This is a genomic window from Pseudomonas sp. GXZC (assembly GCF_026967615.1).
Taxonomy (GTDB): domain Bacteria; phylum Pseudomonadota; class Gammaproteobacteria; order Pseudomonadales; family Pseudomonadaceae; genus Aquipseudomonas; species Aquipseudomonas azotoformans_A.
Map to the genome: position 1 here is coordinate 1,162,510 of NZ_CP114115.1, position 18,223 is coordinate 1,180,732.

General features: G+C 56.4%; 15 protein-coding genes. 5 read left to right on the plus strand and 10 right to left on the minus strand.

Going from position 1 to position 18,223, the window contains the following annotated elements; all coding sequences use genetic code 11:
* Positions 1 to 234: 234 nt before the first annotated feature.
* The 5 genes from OZ428_RS05430 to OZ428_RS05450 all read left to right on the plus strand — a co-directional run bounded on the left by OZ428_RS05430 (position 235) and on the right by OZ428_RS05450 (position 4,615).
* Complete coding sequence (locus OZ428_RS05430) at positions 235 to 1,614, plus strand: DUF6002 family protein (protein ID WP_269132849.1); 1,380 nt, start codon at positions 235 to 237, stop codon at positions 1,612 to 1,614.
* Between the two features lie 18 nt (positions 1,615 to 1,632).
* Positions 1,633 to 2,673, plus strand: a complete 1,041-nt coding sequence (locus OZ428_RS05435) for a hypothetical protein (protein ID WP_269132850.1) — start codon at positions 1,633 to 1,635, stop codon at positions 2,671 to 2,673.
* Positions 2,666 to 3,913, plus strand: coding sequence for an MFS transporter (locus OZ428_RS05440; protein ID WP_269132851.1), 1,248 nt, complete (start codon positions 2,666 to 2,668; stop codon positions 3,911 to 3,913). Before OZ428_RS05435 ends, OZ428_RS05440 begins: the two co-directional genes overlap by 8 nt.
* Before the next feature lie 105 nt (positions 3,914 to 4,018).
* On the plus strand, positions 4,019 to 4,264 hold the full coding sequence (locus OZ428_RS05445) for a hypothetical protein (RefSeq protein WP_269132852.1): 246 nt from the start codon (positions 4,019 to 4,021) through the stop codon (positions 4,262 to 4,264).
* A gap of 96 nt (positions 4,265 to 4,360) precedes the next feature.
* A complete protein-coding gene (locus OZ428_RS05450) occupies positions 4,361 to 4,615 on the plus strand; it encodes a hypothetical protein (protein WP_269132853.1) in 255 nt (84 codons plus the stop codon).
* Between the two features lie 114 nt (positions 4,616 to 4,729).
* Here the strand turns inward: OZ428_RS05450 and OZ428_RS05455 are convergent, their stop codons facing one another.
* The 10 genes from OZ428_RS05455 to OZ428_RS05500 all read right to left on the minus strand — a co-directional run bounded on the left by OZ428_RS05455 (position 4,730) and on the right by OZ428_RS05500 (position 18,134).
* Positions 4,730 to 5,701 (minus strand): peptide ABC transporter ATP-binding protein, encoded by a 972-nt coding sequence (locus OZ428_RS05455; RefSeq protein WP_025856265.1) that lies wholly within the window; start codon positions 5,699 to 5,701, stop codon positions 4,730 to 4,732.
* A complete protein-coding gene (locus OZ428_RS05460; RefSeq protein ID WP_028618822.1) occupies positions 5,701 to 6,669 on the minus strand; it encodes an ABC transporter ATP-binding protein in 969 nt (322 codons plus the stop codon). Before OZ428_RS05460 ends, OZ428_RS05455 begins: the two co-directional genes overlap by 1 nt.
* 10 nt (positions 6,670 to 6,679) lie before the next feature.
* Positions 6,680 to 7,591, minus strand: coding sequence for an ABC transporter permease subunit (locus tag OZ428_RS05465; protein WP_269132854.1), 912 nt, complete (start codon positions 7,589 to 7,591; stop codon positions 6,680 to 6,682).
* Between the two features lie 10 nt (positions 7,592 to 7,601).
* Complete coding sequence (locus OZ428_RS05470) at positions 7,602 to 8,612, minus strand: ABC transporter permease subunit (protein WP_017739471.1); 1,011 nt, start codon at positions 8,610 to 8,612, stop codon at positions 7,602 to 7,604.
* Positions 8,613 to 8,688: 76 nt separating this feature from the next.
* A complete protein-coding gene (locus OZ428_RS05475) occupies positions 8,689 to 10,287 on the minus strand; it encodes an ABC transporter substrate-binding protein (RefSeq protein WP_038850886.1) in 1,599 nt (532 codons plus the stop codon).
* An 80-nt stretch (positions 10,288 to 10,367) separates the two neighbouring features.
* Complete coding sequence (locus OZ428_RS05480; RefSeq protein WP_133074668.1) at positions 10,368 to 11,762, minus strand: OprD family outer membrane porin; 1,395 nt, start codon at positions 11,760 to 11,762, stop codon at positions 10,368 to 10,370.
* A gap of 170 nt (positions 11,763 to 11,932) precedes the next feature.
* Positions 11,933 to 13,510 carry an ABC transporter substrate-binding protein gene (locus tag OZ428_RS05485; protein WP_420492063.1) on the minus strand — a complete coding sequence of 526 codons (1,578 nt, stop codon included), beginning with the start codon at positions 13,508 to 13,510 and terminating at the stop codon, positions 11,933 to 11,935.
* Between the two features lie 331 nt (positions 13,511 to 13,841).
* Complete coding sequence (locus tag OZ428_RS05490) at positions 13,842 to 15,470, minus strand: ABC transporter substrate-binding protein (RefSeq protein ID WP_269132855.1); 1,629 nt, start codon at positions 15,468 to 15,470, stop codon at positions 13,842 to 13,844.
* 258 nt (positions 15,471 to 15,728) lie between these two features.
* Positions 15,729 to 17,330 carry an ABC transporter substrate-binding protein gene (locus OZ428_RS05495; RefSeq protein ID WP_269132856.1) on the minus strand — a complete coding sequence of 534 codons (1,602 nt, stop codon included), beginning with the start codon at positions 17,328 to 17,330 and terminating at the stop codon, positions 15,729 to 15,731.
* 90 nt (positions 17,331 to 17,420) lie between these two features.
* Positions 17,421 to 18,134, minus strand: a complete 714-nt coding sequence (locus tag OZ428_RS05500) for an SIMPL domain-containing protein (RefSeq protein WP_033903376.1) — start codon at positions 18,132 to 18,134, stop codon at positions 17,421 to 17,423.
* Between the last annotated feature and the right edge of the window lie 89 nt (positions 18,135 to 18,223).

An 18,223-nucleotide genomic window follows, 5' to 3' on the forward strand; every position in this document is an offset into this window, starting at 1 on the left:
AAAGAAAAGGGCGAAGCTGTGATGGCTTCGCCCTTTTTTGTGGCGCGTCCTGATGAATGCGTGTAGTAGATATATAGAATATTGCTTGTAGTTATTTTCCCAAATAAGCGTAGGCAAAAGCACTCAATGTAAGTGGTCAGATTCCTTTTTGACGTTGGCTTTCATTTTTATGGCGACAAGGTCTATTGCTACGTCTAGCTTTCATAGTGTGTTTAAACTTTGTGGAGGCTAAAGATGGGTCAGGCTAATGAGTTAGGTGCGTTAAAAAAAATAGAAGAGCACGGCAATAAGAATAAAAGGGTCGCCATTCTCGATCGCTATTATGATCTCCTTGTGAAAAGTGCTGCTGACTTTGAATTGTCTTGTCTAAATGGCGAATTCGAGCCTTTAATGGAGCTTCCTATATTAGATGAGCGTATGCGTCAGTTTCTTTCAGTGGCAACGGCACAGTTTTTTGAACTTGGAACGTATGGCGGCGTGCCCCTGCGGTTGCTTGACCTGAGGGGTAACCCAAACACTCAAACGACGAAAACACTGGCGTCGACTTTAATTGTGGCCCGTGCGGTCCGGCATATTCAGAAGACAGGAGAAAGTATTTTACTGTTTTCACCGTCATCAGGGAATAAAGCTATTGCATTGCGTGATGCGGTGTTGCGCGCACTACAAGCAAAGCTGGTTCATGAAGAACAGTTGCGAATTGTCACGCTAACTCCGGTCCAGACAGTAGAAAAGCTTCGCCGTAACGAGCTATATGAAAATCCGAGGCTTCGGGAGTTAAATCCAATCTTCGTGCTTCATACGGATTCACCAGAGCGGGTAAAGACTGTTGGTCAGGAATTTAAGGAAGGATTTTCTGGTGTTGAGCGTACGGGACTAAGATTATGGCATTCGCTACGCCTTGAAAATTACCGGTTCTCCGATCAGTCGCGAGCTTTTTTTGACTTCGAATACGGAGACGCATGGGATGTAGATCGTAAGACAGTCCATGTGCATGCTGTCTCTAGTGCATATGGTCTATTAGGGTATTTGTCAGGAATAAAAGCCTTAAGGAAGAGCAATCATTCCGTGGCATCCCCATTATTTTTGTTAGTTCAACATTTGGCTACAAGTGACATGGTGCTGCACGTGTTGGACGGTGATTTTTCTGGCATGTCCACGCCTAACTATTCGCTCGTCTCGGGCGGACTGTGGGTGCAATCAGAGTCCCCGCATTTCCCTGCGACCACCTGGAGCCCTAATGAGGTTCTTGAGCCGACTTTTTACACGCATCATCCTGCCACTGCTGATGAGATGAGTGCAGCGATAAAACAAAGCGGTGGTTCAGGCATTGTTGTATCTCTTCACGAATGTTTGCAACGCTATAGCGAGTGCGTCCACCTATTAGCCAAGACGCCGGTGAGATTACCCTCTGATCCAAGGGATCTTAAGGAGTGGTCATTAGTTATGGCGATTAGTGGATGCTTGAACGCAATTGATCGGGGGCTGTTAATGGGAGTTGATGGATATACCATACATGCTTCGGGAACCTACTCGAGCCAAGATTACAAGCGCGTGCCTGATGAGGGACTGATTTATGTAAATACGGTCGAGGAAATGCTAGCGTATTTTCGCTAGTGATGGGAAAGTTTGACTATGAGTATATCGATAGATAAATTATGCCATTTTCGAGTCGTGAGAGGTCTTTCCAAAGTAGGGGAAGATGTTGAGATTACCTACGTGGGTGTCAGTGAGGGTTTAGTTTATATCGAGCCTTTTATAGAAGGATGTTACTTTGATCTCTCGTCGATCGTAAGTCAGGGCACCTTCGAGTGGAAAGATCTTGAGCGTTTTTTGAGGAGCACCAAAAGCGAGTTGGTGGTTATGATGGCGCCTGTGCCGACCATAAGCCAGTTTGTGTGTAAAACTGATGTTGTTGGTGTATGTCGTATTCATCAGGAGGTCGATGTCTCGCGAGGGTATGATCATATAAAGAGCCAGATATCCAGAAGAGAGGAAAAACGTAGAACTCAATGTATTGCGCAGGGATTTTATTACAACGTCTCAGTTGAGGATCGTGATTTTTACGAGTTTTATCATTCGATGCATTTGCCAACAATGAGGAATCGTTATGGAGATCTTGCACGAAGTGTGAAAGAAACAGAGGCATATACCGACTTGTTCAAAAAAGGTGTGTTGTTTCGCGTGTACAGAACTCAGGGGTGGGTCGCGGGGAGTGTTTCGCAAATTGATGAATCTAGTCGAATACTTAATGCTCGGCTGATAGGCGTTAAAGAGGGGTGTGATATATATCGCACTGATGGTTCTCAAGGCTTTGTCTATCACTCAATCATAGAGTGGGCGGCCCATAACTCAAGTATTGACTGTGTTGACTTTCAAGGCTGCGAGCCATTTTTGACCAAGGGGACATTTCAATACAAAAAGCGTTTTGGCGCGCGCGCAGTTATTCCTAAAAATAAATTTGGTGATTGGCGTTTGCTTATCCGTGTTGCATCGCTAAGCCTATCGGCTCGACATTTTTTAATAAATAATCCTCTCTTGGTGGAAGATGAACGGGGAGGGTTGAACGCGCAGTACTGCTTTGATGCAACTAACGGTCCGCGTAAAGATATTCCGTATGCCTCAGAGGGAATAAATGGCGCGGTATATCTCAATTTGGATAGTCTATATGACTAGATTAAAATTCATAGTGATGCAGTGGGTAAGGTATTTCAGTCCAGTCGCTTGGGTGCTCGCGTCAATTATTTTCATCAATCGACTGAGTGCCATGGTCAAACTGTTCATGGCGCTGTACCTCCGTCAGGTGCTGGATTTGCCTATTGAGTGGGTCGGTTGGATGTTGTCTGGGTACGGCGCAGGTCTTTTGTTGGGGTCACTAGCGGGTGGGATATTGAGTGACTTTTTTCCAACTGCACGTCTTACTGTTCTGTTGTTATCAGCCTGTAGTATTGCGCTGGCTTCATTAGGGTTCGTGATCGACGTATATCTACTCGCTGGACTGTTGGTGATGGGGGGGATTTTTGACGGTGCTGTTCGAACACTGCACCAACGTTTGATCATGGAGTATTGCGAAGTCTCGGATAGGCAACGGACGCAGGCGTTGAACCGCGTTGCAGCAAATTTGGGTATGGCAGTCGCCGGTTTGATGGGCGGTATGCTGGCGCAGATTGACTTTCGTTGGTTGTTCTTCATTAGCGCCATATTTATGGTTGTAGGACTTGTATGGTTTGCACGTACAATTCTGCATCGCGCCGTACAGGTATATGCAAGCACTCCATCAAGTAACGGCCAGCAGAGCCCTTACAAAAAACGAGAGTTTCGTTGGTTGCTGGTTGCTACTATTTTTCTCGGGCTTGCCTTCGAACCTGTTTATAGCATGCTCGGAAACTACCTTGCAGACTACTATCAGTTTGGTACAAACGTCATTGGATGGCAATTTGCATTGAATGCATTATTGATCGTAGCGCTGCAAGTACCGATTTCTCACTGGACTGAACATTGGGGAGTGCGTCAGCAGATTTTAACAGGCTGCGTGCTTCTGGCATGCGGGTTCGGTATGTTGCCATTTGGATCCGGTCTTTTTTTTGTATCGCTCTCAACAATACTTTGGACACTGGGAGAGATTTTATTTTTACCAGCGCTCAATATTCTTGTTATGCAATTCGCGCAATCAGGTAAAAGCGGACAGTACTTTGGCATTTTTTCGATGTGCTGGAGCGGTAGTGTTCTGGTATCGCCCACGTTGGGAGGGCAGATTTACGGTATGTTCGGTGGGCACAGTATTTGGGTGATCACATCCTTACTGGCTCTGTTTTCAATACCCTTTGTCTATCTGGCCGTCCGTTTCGAACCTCGAGGTGCACAGGGCCTTGTTGTGCCGCATTCCGTGGGCCCAAAAGGATCCACTAAGCGTTGAGCATTACAGGAGAAGGATGCAGTTTTTTTTGTGGCGAGAGTGGCACATCGGGTCTAGCGTTGCGGGTGTAGGAACTGCCCATTGATTGAGAAAGAGGAAGACGCTGTGCCTAGTGTCAAACGCGTCATCTGCTGGATGCTGTTAGCCAGTCTGGGGCTGACCACGGTCCCGGCACTGGGGGGCGCTGGAGCGCCGCAATGGAAAGACACCGGCCCGGTCACCAAGAAAAAACAGCAAGAGGTCAACTCCGGCAGCTGGAAACCGCAAGCCCAGCCCGCCCCGAAGGAAGACCAGGAAAACCCCTACAACGATGGCGAGGACAGTGAAACCTACGACGACGGCGAAACCTGACGCCTGGCGTAAACCCGGCATCGGGGCTAGCGTCAAGGCTGGCGGCGGTGAACGGCTGTCGCGTGGGATCTACCTACTGACGGGACGGAATCAACCATGAGTATTTTTCAACGAGTTGTGCTGTTGATAAAAGTGATGGTGTTGTTGTCGTTGGGAATGTCGTCGGCCTGGGCGCATAACCCGGTGCAGGGCGGTGTTGTGTCATCGGGGCATAGCCAGGATCTGCAATTGGCGAAGTCCGAGGCGGAACCTGGCGATAAGGACCAGGGTGGCAGCGAGGGTGATGATGACTCCACCACCGACGAGCCGGACAGCGATGATCCGGACGCCGAAGGCGACAGCCAGACGTAGGCTTCGCCCAAAAGAAAGCCCCTCCCGCCAGGCTGATGCGCAACCTGATGGGAAGGGCTGTAGAACACAGGCAATGCCCTGGGCTTGATCACCCAGGGCATTTTTGTTGCGATGTCACGCCACGAACTGCTCCGCGTAGTGGCAGGCCACCTGGCGGTTGTCCAAGGCGCGCAGTTGCGGCTCCTCGGTGCTGCACCGTGCGGTCGCGTACGGGCAGCGCTTGTGGAAGGCGCAGCCAGGCGGCGGGTTCAGCGGGTTGGGCAGTTCGCCGACGATCTTGATCTTCGGCTTGTTCGGGTCCGGGTGGATGGTCGGGGTGGCCGACAGCAGCGCCTGGGTGTAGGGGTGCAGCGGACGGGCGTAGATGTCTTCCTTGGGACCGACTTCCACTGGACGGCCGAGGTACATCACCATCACGTCATCGGCGACGTGTTGCACCACCGCCAGGTTGTGGGAGATGAACACGTAAGCCGTGTTGAATTCCTGCTGCAGGTCCATGAACAGGTTGAGCACCTGGGCCTGGATCGACACGTCGAGTGCGGAGGTGGGTTCATCCGCCACCAGCACTTTGGGTTGCAGCATCATGGCGCGGGCCAGGGCGATCCGCTGACGCTGACCACCGGAGAACATGTGCGGGTAGCGCTGATAATGCTCGGGGCGCAGGCCCACTTGCTTCATCATTGCCTGCACTTTTTCGCGGCGTTCGGCAGCGGACAGGTTGGTGTTGATCAGCAGCGGCTCGCCGAGTTGATCACCGACTTTCTGGCGTGGGTTCAGCGAGGCGTACGGGCTCTGGAACACCATCTGCACGTCTTTGCGCAGTTGCTTGCGCTGGGCCTTGTCCGCGCCGGCGACTTCCTGGCCGGCGATTTTCAAGGAACCCGAAGACGGCTCTTCAATCAGCGTGAGGGCACGGGCCAAGGTGGATTTGCCGCAGCCCGACTCGCCCACGACGGCGAGGGTCTTGCCGGCTTCCAGCTCGAAGGACACGCCATTGAGAGCACGCACGGTGGCGTGGCCCTTGAACAGGCCACGGGACACTTCGTAGTGACGGGTCAGGTCGCGGGCGGTAAGAACGACGGCCATTACGCCACCTCCTGGTTCAAGGGGTAGAAGCAGCGCGCGAGGCTGTTGGTTTTTGGATCAAGCCCCGGACGCTGGGCACGGCAGGAGTCCTGCACGTACGGGCAACGTGGCGACAGCAGGCAACCCTGTGGACGGTCATAACGGCCCGGCACGATACCCGGCAGCGTGGCCAGGCGCGTGGCGCCCAGGCTGTGTTCCGGAATCGCCTTGAGCAGTGCTTCGCTGTACGGATGCGCCGGAATGTCGAACAACTGCGGCACCTGGCCGACTTCAACCGCTTGGCCGGCGTACATCACGCAGACGCGCTGGGCGGTTTCCGCCACGACTGCGAGGTCGTGAGTGATCAGCACCAGGCCCATGTTCTGTTCTTTCTGCAGGGCCAGCAGCAGTTCCATGATCTGCGCCTGGATGGTCACGTCCAGTGCAGTGGTCGGCTCATCCGCGATCAGCAGTTTCGGCTCGCCGGCAATCGCCATGGCAATTGCCACGCGCTGGCTCATGCCGCCGGACAGTTGGTGCGGGTAGGCATCCATACGGCTGGCGGCGCCGGGGATTTCAACCTTTTCCAACAGCTCGATGGCCCGCTTGCGCGCTTGTTTGCCGGACATCTTCAGGTGCAGGCGCAGCACTTCTTCGATCTGGAAACCCACGGTGTAGCTGGGGTTCAGCGCGGTCATCGGGTCCTGGAACACCATCGCCAGGTCTTTGCCGACGATCTGGCGGCGCTGGCGGTTGCTCAGCTTGAGCATGTCCTTGCCGTCGAAGTTCAGCGCGTCGGCGGTGACGATGCCGGGGTGCTCGATCAGGCCCATCAGCGCCATCATGGTCACGGATTTACCCGAGCCCGACTCGCCAACGATTGCCAGGACTTCGCCTTTGTCGACCGAAATGTCGAGGCCATCGACCACCGGAACGGCGGTCTTGTCGCCGAAGCGCACGTTGAGATTCTTGATTTCTAACAGTGACATGGGAATCTCCTCAGGCGGCGTTCTTGAGTTTCGGGTCCAGCGCATCGCGCAGGCCGTCGCCCATCAAGTTGATTGCCAGCACGCTGAGCAAAATGGTCAAACCAGGCAGGCTCACCACCCACCAGGCGCGTTCGATGTAGTCACGGGCCGAAGCCAGCATGGTGCCCCACTCCGGGGTTGGCGGTTGTACGCCAAGGCCGAGGAAGCCCAGGGCTGCGGCATCGAGGATCGCCGAGGAGAAGCTCAGGGTGGCCTGTACGATCAGCGGCGCCATGCAGTTGGGCAACACGGTGATGAACATCAGGCGTGGCAGGCCGGCACCGGCGAGGCGGGCGGCGGTCACGTAGTCACGGTTCAGCTCGCCCATCACCGCAGCGCGGGTCAGACGGACATAGGACGGCAGCGACACGATCGCGATGGCGATCACCGTGTTAATCAGGCCAGGGCCGAGGATCGCGACAATGGCCACGGCCAGCAGCAGCGAAGGCAGGGCCAGCATGATGTCCATCAAACGCATGATGGTCGGGCCGAGCAACCGCGGGAAGAACCCGGCGAACAGACCCAGCAGGATGCCCGGAATCAGCGACATCACCACCGACGACAAGCCGATCAGCAACGACAAACGCGAACCCTGGATCAAGCGCGAGAGCAAGTCACGGCCCAGTTCGTCGGTGCCGAGCAGGAATTGCATCTGCCCGCCTTCCAGCCACGACGGCGGGGTCAGCAGGAAATCGCGGTATTGCTCGCTCGGGTTATGCGGTGCAACCCAGGGGGCGAAGATCGCGCAGAACACGATCAGCACCATGAACAACAGGCCGGCAACCGCGCCTTTGTTCTTGGAAAAGGCTTGCCAGAATTCTTTGTACGGCGACGGGTACAGCAGGCTTTGATCGACTGCTGACACTGGAGTAGGTGTGGTCATGGTCATGATCTCAGCGCTGGTGACGGATGCGTGGGTTGGCGAAGCCGTAGAGGATATCCACCACGAAGTTCACCAGGATCACCAGGCAGGCGATCAGCAGGATGCCGTTTTGCACCACCGGGTAGTCCCGCGCGCCAATGGCTTCGATCAGCCATTTGCCGATGCCGGGCCAGGAGAAGATGGTCTCGGTCAAAACCGCACCGGCCAGCAGCGTGCCGACTTGCAGGCCGACCACAGTGAGTACCGGGATCAGCGCGTTACGCAGGCCGTGCACGAACACCACGCGCGCCGGCGACAGGCCTTTGGCCTTGGCGGTGCGGATGTAGTCTTCACGCAAGACTTCGAGCATCGACGAACGGGTCATCCGCGCGATCACGGCCAACGGAATGGTGCCGAGCACGATGGCCGGCAGGATCAGGTGGTGCAGGGCGTCGAAGAAAGCGTCCGGCTCGTCAGCCAGCAGGGTGTCGATCAGCATGAAGCCGGTGCGCGGCTCGATGTCGTAGAGCAGGTCGATCCGCCCGGAAACCGGGGTCCAGCCCAGGCTGACCGAGAAGAACATGATCAGGATCAGGCCCCACCAGAAGATCGGCATCGAATACCCCGCCAGGGAGATGCCCATCACCCCATGGTCGAACAGGGATCCTCGCTTGAGTGCCGCGATCACCCCGGCCAACAGGCCCAGGATACCGGCGAACAACAGGGCGGCCATGGACAGTTCCAGGGTCGCCGGGAAAAGGGCGGTGAATTCAGTCCACACGCTGGTGCGGGTACGCAGCGATTCACCAAGGTCACCCTGGGCCAGTTTGCCGACGTAATCCAGGTATTGCGCATACAGCGGCTTGTTAAGGCCAAGGCGTTCCATTGCCTGTGCGTGCATCTCGGGGTCGACGCGCCGCTCGCCCATCATGACTTCGACGGGGTCGCCAGGGATCATGCGAATCAACGCAAACGTGAGCAACGTGATGCCGAAAAACGTGGGGATCAGTAACCCCAGTCGGCGGGCAATAAAACTAAACATCTTGTCGTGTACCTCAATCAGCCGGTTAGGCAGGTTCGGCACCGCCAATGTCGACGGTGCCGAGCGTTTCTCTTATTTACTTCACCTGGGTGGTGGCGAAGTTATTTGTACCCAGAGGGCTTTGAGTGAAGCCTTCTACGTTCTTGCGCATGGCGGTGAACAGTTTCGGATAAGCCATGGGAAGCCATGGTTGGTCCTTATCGAAAACGTCCTGTGCTTGTTCATAGAGTGCAGCGCGTTGGGCGGGTTCAGCGATGGCGCGCGCCTTGTCGATCAAGTCTTGAAACTCTTTGTTACACCAGCGGGCGTAGTTTTCGCCGTTTTTCGCTGCATCGCAACTCAGGTTTGGCGTCAGGAAATTATCCGGGTCGCCGTTGTCACCGACCCAGCCAGCGGAAACCATGTCGTGCTCGCCGTTTTTAGCACGCTTGAGCATTTCGCCCCATTCCATGACTTTGATATTTACCTTCAGGCCGATCTGCGCCAGATCCGCCTGCATGCGCTGGGCGCCGAGCATCGGGTTAGGGTTGGTCGGGCCGCCACCGTTACGGGTGAACAAGGTGAACTCAGTGCCTTCCGGTACACCAGCTTCCTTGAGCAGGGCGCGGGCCTTGTCGAGGTCACGGGGTGGGTTCTTCAGCTTGTCGCTGAAGCCCAGCAAGGTCGGCGGATAAGGGCCGGTGCCCACGACAGCATTGCCTTTGCCGAACAGGGCTTCGGTGTAGCCAGCCTTGTCGAACGCGATGTTGATCGCGTGACGCACCCGCGCATCGCTCATGTATTTGTGGGTGGTGTTCAGCGCGGTGTAACTGGTGGTCATCGCCGCCAGTTCATCGACTTTCAGGTTAGGGTCTTTCTTGATGCTGGGAATGTCATCCGGCTTGGGGAACAACGCGATCTGACATTCGTTGGCCTTGAGCTTCTGCAGGCGCACGTTGTTATCGGTAGAGATCGCCAGGATCAGCGGATCTACCTGCGGTTTGCCACGGAAGTAGTCGGGGTTGGCCTTGAACCGCGCCTGGGCGTCTTTCTGATAACGGGTGAAGACGAACGGGCCGGTGCCGATGGGCTTGGCGTTGAGGTCTTCGGTCTTGCCGGATGCGAGCAACTGGTCGGCGTATTCCTTCGAATGGATGGAAGAGAATGCCATGCCCAGGTCGGCCAAAAACGGTGCTTCAGGACGGGTCAGGGTAAAGACGACGGTGTGGTCGTCGGTCTTCTCTACGCTCTTGAGCAGTTCCTTGAAGCCCATGCTTTCGAAGTACGGGTAGCCCACGAGGGACTTTTTATGCCACGGATGGTTCGGGTCCAGCTGGCGCTGGAAGCTCCAAAGCACGTCGTCGGCATTCAGGTTGCGCGTGGGTTTGAAATAGTCGGTGGTGTGGAACTTGATGTCGTCACGCAGGTGAAAGGTGTAGGTCAGGCCATCGGCGCTGATCTCGGGCAGGTCCTTGGCCAGTGCCGGGACCACTTCGGTGGTGCCGGGCTTGAAGTCCACCAGACGGTTGAACATGGTTTCGGCGGCGGCGTCAGCGGTCACGGCCGTGGTGTACAGGACCGGGTCGAAACCTTCCGGGCTGGCTTCGGTGCAGACCACCAGTGGTTTGGCCGAAACGCCGATCGCCACGCTCAACAGCGCGGCAGCCATGGCGGCTTGTAGTGGGAGCAATTTCATTCGGAGCCCTCTGCAATCGATGGGACCAGACAAGCGTAGACGGCGGGCTCGTCCTGAGCCCGCCGTCTACCTGGCGCTAATTAAAGGATGTTGAACGGAACAGTGGTCACCAGACGGAACTCTTTGATGCTGCCGTCAGCCTGGAACTCACTGCCACGGTGCTCAACATAGGTTGCGCGCACGGTGGTGGCCTTGAGCGGGCCGCTCTGGATGGCGTAAGAGCCACCGATACCGTATTCCTGGTGTTTTTCGCCGTCTTGCTTCTGGATGCCGTCGTAGGCGAACTTGGCCCGACCGTTGTTACCGGTGTAGTGGGTACCGTCGATGCCCCAGCCGCGTGCCGAGTAGATGTTGAACTTCAGGCCTGGCACGCCGTATTCGGCCATGTTGATGCCGTAGGCAACCTGGAAGGATTTCTCGTTCGGGCCGTTGAAGTCGGAGGTCAGGGAGTTGGCCAGGTAGATGCCGTTGGTTTCGTGCAGGTAGTCGAAGTATTCGTTACCGTTCACCGCCTGGTACGAGAAGGTCAGGCTGTGTGCCTGGTGGGCCAGGCCCAGGGACAGGGAGTAGGTATCGTTGTCGATTTCCCCCATCTCTTTTTTGCCTTCATCGACCGTCTTGTAGTAGTTGAAACCGGTGGTCAGCGCCAGTTGCTGAGCGTCGCCCAACTCGTGGGTTGCGCCGAAGTAGTACTGGTTCCAGAAGTCCTTCACGTTGGCGCCGAAGACGCTGACTTTCAGGCTTTTCAGTGGCTGGTAGTTCAGGCCCAGGGTGGACACCTTGTCGGTTTCAGCGCCATTGCCGTATTCGGTACGGAATTTCGACAGGCTCTGCTCGGAACGTGGCGAAACGCGATCGAAGATGCCGCCCTGGAACGACAGGTTGCTGAATTCTTCGCTGTTGAAGCTCACACCTTCAAAACTCGAAGGCAGGGCACGGTTGCCGATGGTGTCGACGATGCCGCTGCTGAAGTTCTGACGACCGGCGGTCAACGTGGTGTTCGACACACGGAACTGCACGTTGGCCAGGCCCAGTTTGCTCCACTGGCCGACTGCATCGCCATCGGAGTCAGCCAGGGTACGGTTGGAACCGCCCTTGATGTCGCGCTTGCTACGGTCCAGGGCCACGGCGTTGTAGACCGCCAATTCAGTCTTCACGCCCACGGTGCCCTGGGTGAAACCCGAGCTGGCGTTGATGATGGTGCCCTGTACCCAGTTGGTACGGTTGCGGTCGGTACGGGTTTGGCCGTGCTTCTGGTACTCAAAGGTACCCCCGCGGTATTTGCTTTCGTGGGAGTACCAGTTACGCGTGGTGCCGCCCAGGCTGAAATCTTCGATAAAGCCCTTGGCCTCGCTTTGGGCGCTGGTGCCGGCCAGTGTGGTAGGAACGAAGTCCTGGCTGGCGGATTCAGCGTAGGCGGTGGCCGTGATGCTGCTGATGGCCAAGGCCAGAAGCGCTTTGCTGCTCAGTTTCATTGATGAAGCTCCTTTGGTTCTCTTTTTAATGCCGGTCTTTTTTGGTGATCCGGCTATTGGGTGTGTAACTCGTTCAAGCCATTGCAAACGTTTGGCGTAGGAAAATTCCCAACAAAAGGCCGCGCGTTTGCAGCAAGGCGTTATCCGCCCTGCGCAATCCGGTTATTTTCTTATGGGGTGATACTGACGCCCGAAAACACGTTGCGGCCGAAGGGGCTCACTTTGAAACCTTCGACTTTGGCGCTTAACGGCTGGTTGACCGTCGAGTGGGCGACGGGCGTGATCGGCACCTGCTGCTTGAGCAGTTGCTGCGCCTGTTTGTACAGAACAGTCCTTTGTTCGCGGTCGGTCACGACCTTGGCTTGCTTGATCAGCTTGTCGTACGCCGGGTCACACCACATGGAGTAGTTGTTCCCGCCGATGGCGTCGCAGCTGTAGAGGGTGCCCAGCCAGTTGTCCGGGTCACCGTTGTCACCGGTCCAACCGATCAAGCTCACATCGTGCTCACCGTTCTTGGTGCGCTTGATGTACTCGCCCCACTCGTAGCTGACGATCTTGACCTTGAGGCCGATCTTGGCCCAGTCGCTTTGCAGCATCTCGGCCATCAGCTTGGCGTTGGGGTTGTACGGACGTTGGACCGGCATCGCCCACAGGGTGATTTCGGTGCCTTCTTTCACGCCGGCGGCCTTGAGCAGTTCCTTGGCTTTTTCCGGGTTGTAGGCGGCGTCCTTGATGCTGTCGTCGTAGGACCACTGCGTCGGTGGCATGGCATTGACGGCCAATTGCCCGGCGCCCTGGTACACGGCGTTCAGGATGCTTTGCTTGTTCACCGCCATGTCCAGCGCCTGGCGCACTTCGAGCTGGTCGAAGGGCTTGTGACGCACGTTGTAGGCGATATAGCCAAGGTTGAAACCTGGCTTGGTCAGCAGTTGCAGGTTCGGGTCAGCCTTGAGGGCATCGACGTCAGCCGGGCGCGGATGCAGGGTCACCTGGCATTCGCCGGCCTTGAGCTTTTGCACCCGCACCGAGGCGTCGGTGTTGATGGCGAAGATCAACTGGTCCAGCTTGACCTTGCTCGGGTCCCAGTACTGTTTGTTGGCCACATAACGGATCTGCGAATCTTTCTGATAACGCTGGAACACGAAAGGGCCAGTGCCGATCGGCTTCTGGTTGATATCGCTCGGCTTGCCATCCTTGAGCAACTGGTCGGCGTACTCGGCCGAGAGGATCGCGGCGAAGCTCATGGCGATGTTCTGGATAAACGCGGCGTCGACCGTGTTCAGGGTTATCACCACGGTGTGCGGGTCGGTTTTGGCGACCTTGGCAATGTTCTTGTTCAGGCTCATCCCGTTGAAGTACGGAAACTCGGTGGGGTAGGCCTTGCGAAATGGATGGTCGGGGTCAAGCATGCGGTTGAAGGTGAACAGCACGTCGTCGGCGTTGAAGTCCCGCGTTGGCTTGAATTCCTTGTTGCTGTGGAATTTCACCCCCTCACGCAAATGGAAGGTGTAGGTCAGGCCATCTGGCGAAATATCCCACTTGGTTGCCAGCGCAGGTACGACACCGGTCTCGCCCTTTTCAAACTCAACCAGGCGGTTATACAGCGGCTCCGCTGCATCGTTATCGGTGGCGGTGGTGTATTGCGCGGTATCAAAACCGGCCGGGCTGCCTTCCGAGCAGAACACCAGGCTCTGCTTGTCGGCGGCGTGGCCCATCGTGGCCACAGCCAGCAGGCTGGTGGCAAACATTGCGGATAGAACGGTGGTATGGCGCATGACGATCCCGATCCTTGATTGTAGTTGTCATCAGCGAGCAATCACCCTGGCGTTTGACCGGGGTGACATCACTGATCCCACACGCAGCAAGTGCCATTCCGAACTGGTTGCCTCTGCTGTCCCACGACGTTATGGGTCGCGGACCTGGCAGTAAATGCACCAAATCGGATTGACCTTGTAGGCAACGGAGTCACGCATCGCAGTTCATTGCTGTAGGACGCAACGGTTGCGAGTGTGGTCTGTTTCCTACGGTCTAGGCGGATGCAATAACGGCGACGTTATGAAACGTCGCCGCCAATGATCCTTACTTGCCGCTGACGCTCACGCCGTAGAAGGAGTTCAAGCCAAACGGGCTGATCTTGAAGTCCTGCACGGTGGAACGCATGGGTTGATACACCGTCGAGTGCGCGATAGGTGTCATCGGGACAGCATCTTTGAGGATATGTTGCGCCTGCTTATACAGCTCGGTGCGTTTGGCGACGTCCGACGTAGCCTTGGCTTCTTTTACGATGCCGTCGAATTTCTTGTCGCACCATTTGGAGAAGTTGTTGCCTTGCAGCGAGTCGCAGCCGAACAGCACGTTCAGCCAGTTGTCCGGGTCACCATTGTCACCACTCCAGCCAATGATCATGGCCTGGTTCTCGCCACCTTTGGAGCGCTTGATGTACTCGCCCCACTCGTAGCTGGTGATCTTCACGTTGAGACCGATCTTCTTCCAGTCGTTCTGCAGCATTTCTGCCATCAGCTTGGCGTTCGGGTTGTACGGACGCTGAACCGGCATGGCCCACAGGACGATTTCGGTACCTTCCTTGACGCCCGCTTCCTTGAGCAGCGACTTGGCTTTCTCAGGGTCGTACTTGGCGTCCTTGATGGTGGTGTCATACGACCATTGGGTGGGTGGCATGGCGTTGACGGCCAGTTGGCCGGCGCCCTGGTACACGGAGTCGATGATCTGCTGCTTGTTCACCGACATGTCCAGCGCCTGGCGTACGCGCAGGTCTGCCAGCGGGTTGGGCTGGTCGCTGCCCTTGACCTTGTCCATGACGTTGTAGGCGATGTAGCCCAGGTTGAAACCGGCTTGGTGCGGCAGTTTCAGATCCTTGTCATCGCCAAGCGCCTTGAGGTCGGCCGGACGAGGGAACAGGGTGATCTGGCATTCGTTTTTCTTGAGCTTCTGGATACGCACCGACGGGTCGGTAGTGATGGCGAAGATCAGGTTGTCGATCTTCACGTCTTCAGGTTTCCAGTAGTCCTTGTTGCCGGTGTAACGGATGTTCGAGTCTTTCTGGTAGCTCTTGAACACGAACGGGCCAGTGCCGACCGGCTTCTGGTTGATGTCCGCGGCCTTGCCTTCTTTCAACAGTTGGGCGGCGTATTCAGCCGACTGGATCGAAGCGAAGCTCATTGCCAGGTTCTGGATGAAAGCGGCGTCCACGGTGCCAAGGGTGAACTTGACGGTATGGTCATCGACTTTCTCGATGTTCTTGATATTGGTGTCCATCCCCATGTCCGTGAAGTACGGGAACTCGGTGGGGTAGGCCTTACGGAACGGATCGTCCTTGTTGATCATGCGGTTGAACGTGAACAGCACGTCATCGGCATTGAAGGTACGGGTCGGCTTGAAGTACGAGGTGGTGTGGAACTTGACGCCATCACGCAGGTGGAAGGTGTAGGTCAAGCCATCCGGGGACACGTCCCAGCTGGTGGCGAGCCCAGGAATCACAGCGGTGCCGCCGCGCTCGAACTGGGTCAGGCGGTTGAACATGGTTTCGGCCGAGGCATCGAAGTCTGTTCCGGTGGTGTACTGGCCTGGATCAAAACCGGCCGGGCTCCCTTCGGAGCAGAACACCAGGTTAGTCGCCGCTTGGGCGAAAGGAGCTGCGGCCATAAGGCCAGCGCTAACAATTAACGGAATGACTGCGTGTTTAAGCATGTTGGCCTCATGATTTGTTGTCATTTTTGGTGGTGAGGGCGACCTCGTGAGTCGGCCTGCGGATACTTATGCAGGCGCCATACCCATTGCAAGATGCTGAACCGTTACGAAGGTAAAACAGTGGTACGAACGTACAGGAATGTCGCAATTATGAAAGTTTGTACATATTTGCGTCTATTTCGAGGGTTTTTTCGGTGCAGGCGGCGCACCAAAAATGACCAACCGAGGCGTCTAGCGCACTCGGTTGGGGCGTCGCTGTTACTTCTCTAGACTCACGCCGTAGAACGGCGTCAAGCCGAAGGGGCTTATCTTGAAGTCCTTGACTTCCTTACGCAGCGGTTGGAAAACCGTCGAGTTCGCAATAGGCGTTATAGGTACTTGTTCCTTAAGGATTTTTTGTGCCTGTTGATACCACTTGATGCGCTGCTCGCGGTCGCTGCTGACCTTGGCTTGCTGGACGAGTTTGTCGTAGGCCGGGTTACACCATTTGGCGTAGTTACTGCCCTTGACCGCGGCACAACTGTAGAGCACGCCCAACCAGTTATCCGGGTCGCCATTGTCACCGGTCCAGCCATAAATCATGGCGTCATGCTCGCCATTCTTGGCGCGTTTGATGTATTCGCCCCATTCATAACTGATGATATTGGCCTTGATGCCGATTTTTTCCCAATCTTGCTGAATCATCTGTGCGGACATGCGCGCGTTGGGGTTGGAGGCGCGTTGTACGGTCATGGCCCACAGGTTGATGGTGGTACCGGGTGCAACCCCTGCTTCTTTTAGTAGCGCCTTGGCCTTCGCCGGATCGTGAGGCGCGTCCTTGATACCGGCGTCATAAGACCACTGCGCAGGCGGCAGTGCGTTCTGCGCCAATTGTCCGGCGCTCTGGTACACGGCCTTGATGATTGCCGGCTTGTCGATCGCCATGTCGAGCGCCTGGCGCACCTTGAGCTGGTCCAGCGGCGGGTGGGTCACGTTGTAGGCCAGGAAGCCCAGGTTGAAACCGGCTTGTTGCAGGACACGCAGGTTCGGGTCCTGTTTCATCACCTCGATATCCGCAGGGCGCGGGTATCCGCTGACCTGGCATTCACCGGCCTTGAGCTTTTGCAGGCGCGACGCCGCATCTGGCGTGATGGCGAACACCAGGTTGTCGAGCTTCACATCCTCGGGTTTCCAATACTGTTTGTTGGCCACGTAGCGGATCTGCGAATCCTTCTGGTAGCGCTTGAATACAAACGGCCCGGTGCCTACCGGTTTCTGGTTGATCTCGTCGGCCTTGCCTTGCTTGAGCAGTTGCGCGGCGTATTCGGCGGATTGCACCGAGGCGAAGCTCATGGCCAGGTTCTGCACGAACGACGCATCGACGTTGTTCAGGTTGAAGCGCACGGTGTGCTCGTCGAGTTTGTCGACGTTCTTGATCGTGGTGTTCAAGCCCATGTCGGTGAAGTACGGCGATTCGGAAGGGTAAGCCTGGCGAAACGGGCTTTGCGCATCCAGCAGGCGGTTGAAGGTAAACAGCACATCATCCGCGTTGAAGTCGCGGGTAGGGGTGAAGAAATCGGTGGTGTGGAACTTGACGCCATCGCGCAGGTGGAAGGTATACGTCAGGCCGTCCTTGGACACGTCCCAGCTCGTCGCCAGGCCAGGCTCGACTTCGGTGCCGCCACGCTTGAACTGGGTCAGGCGGTTGAACACGGTTTCGGCAGACGCATCAAAATCGGTGCCGCTGGTGTACTGGCTGGGGTCGAAACCGGCGGGGCTGGCTTCGGAGCAGTAGACCAGGGTACTGGCCGCCTGGGCCAGTGGCATAAACGCCAGCAGGCCGGCAGCGAGGAGGAGCGGTTTTAAGGCAATTCTTTCCATGGAGACCCCTGAAGTGGCAGGCATATATAAGCTGCCCAAACGAAAACGGCGCTACCGAGGGTAACGCCGTTCAGGTTTATCAGGTAGGGGTCACGGCATCTGCACTTCAATCACGCCATCGGCGCTCATGTTGACCTGGCTGGTGCCGGCTTCCACTTCAGGCGTGGGTGCCGAATCGGCCATGGCCGCTTTCATCATCATGCCGCCACGGGCATACGGCATCGGGTAGCCGTTGGTGTTGAAGTTCAGGTTGACGATCTTGTAGCCCTTGCCACCCAGCGCATCGGTGGCCAGTTGCGCGCGTGCTTTAAACGCGGCGACTGCATCTTTGAGCAAGGCATCTTCGCTGGACTTGCGCGTGGCGTCGGCGATGGAGAACTCCATGTTGTCCATCTTCAGGGTGCTCTGCAGTTCGCCGGTGAGTTTGGACAATGCTGGGAAGTCCGCGCTTTCCAGGCGCAGTTCAGCGCGCTCACGCCAGCCGGTGATCTTCTGGTTCTTGCTGTCGTAGATCGGGTAGCTGTTGCGGCTGCCCTGGCGCAGGGTCACTGCTTTGACTTCGCGCGCCTGACCCAAGGCCTTGTTCATGGTGGTGGTGATTTCAGCGGCGAGCTTGGCGGGGTCGCTGTTCTGGGATTCGGTGTACAGCGTCACGATCATCTTGTCGCGGGCCACCTCCTGGCTGACCTCGGCGCGCAGGGAAATCTGGTTGTAGTTCAGTGCGTCAGCGGCCAGTGCTGGCAGGCTGACCAGGGTGCCGACGCTGAGGGTGAGGGCGGCTGCACTGCGAGTGAAACGAGACATGGAAGCTCCTTGAGATAGTCGTGTTGGGTATGACTGTAGACGGTGGCATCGGGTTCTTCGGGTTTACACATTAGCTACAAGTTGTGGTG

Coding starts and splice junctions, on each gene's coding strand:
- OZ428_RS05430 (WP_269132849.1), top strand. CDS start 235: ATGGGTCAGGCTAATGAGTTAGGTGCGTTAAAAAAAATAGAAGAGCAC.
- OZ428_RS05435 (WP_269132850.1), top strand. CDS start 1,633: ATGAGTATATCGATAGATAAATTATGCCATTTTCGAGTCGTGAGAGGT.
- OZ428_RS05440 (WP_269132851.1), top strand. CDS start 2,666: ATGACTAGATTAAAATTCATAGTGATGCAGTGGGTAAGGTATTTCAGT.
- OZ428_RS05450 (WP_269132853.1), top strand. CDS start 4,361: ATGAGTATTTTTCAACGAGTTGTGCTGTTGATAAAAGTGATGGTGTTG.
- OZ428_RS05455 (WP_025856265.1), bottom strand. CDS start 5,701: ATGGCCGTCGTTCTTACCGCCCGCGACCTGACCCGTCACTACGAAGTG.
- OZ428_RS05460 (WP_028618822.1), bottom strand. CDS start 6,669: ATGTCACTGTTAGAAATCAAGAATCTCAACGTGCGCTTCGGCGACAAG.
- OZ428_RS05465 (WP_269132854.1), bottom strand. CDS start 7,591: ATGACCACACCTACTCCAGTGTCAGCAGTCGATCAAAGCCTGCTGTAC.
- OZ428_RS05470 (WP_017739471.1), bottom strand. CDS start 8,612: ATGTTTAGTTTTATTGCCCGCCGACTGGGGTTACTGATCCCCACGTTT.
- OZ428_RS05475 (WP_038850886.1), bottom strand. CDS start 10,287: ATGAAATTGCTCCCACTACAAGCCGCCATGGCTGCCGCGCTGTTGAGC.
- OZ428_RS05480 (WP_133074668.1), bottom strand. CDS start 11,762: ATGAAACTGAGCAGCAAAGCGCTTCTGGCCTTGGCCATCAGCAGCATC.
- OZ428_RS05485 (WP_420492063.1), bottom strand. CDS start 13,510: ATGTTTGCCACCAGCCTGCTGGCTGTGGCCACGATGGGCCACGCCGCC.
- OZ428_RS05490 (WP_269132855.1), bottom strand. CDS start 15,470: ATGCTTAAACACGCAGTCATTCCGTTAATTGTTAGCGCTGGCCTTATG.
- OZ428_RS05495 (WP_269132856.1), bottom strand. CDS start 17,330: ATGGAAAGAATTGCCTTAAAACCGCTCCTCCTCGCTGCCGGCCTGCTG.
- OZ428_RS05500 (WP_033903376.1), bottom strand. CDS start 18,134: ATGTCTCGTTTCACTCGCAGTGCAGCCGCCCTCACCCTCAGCGTCGGC.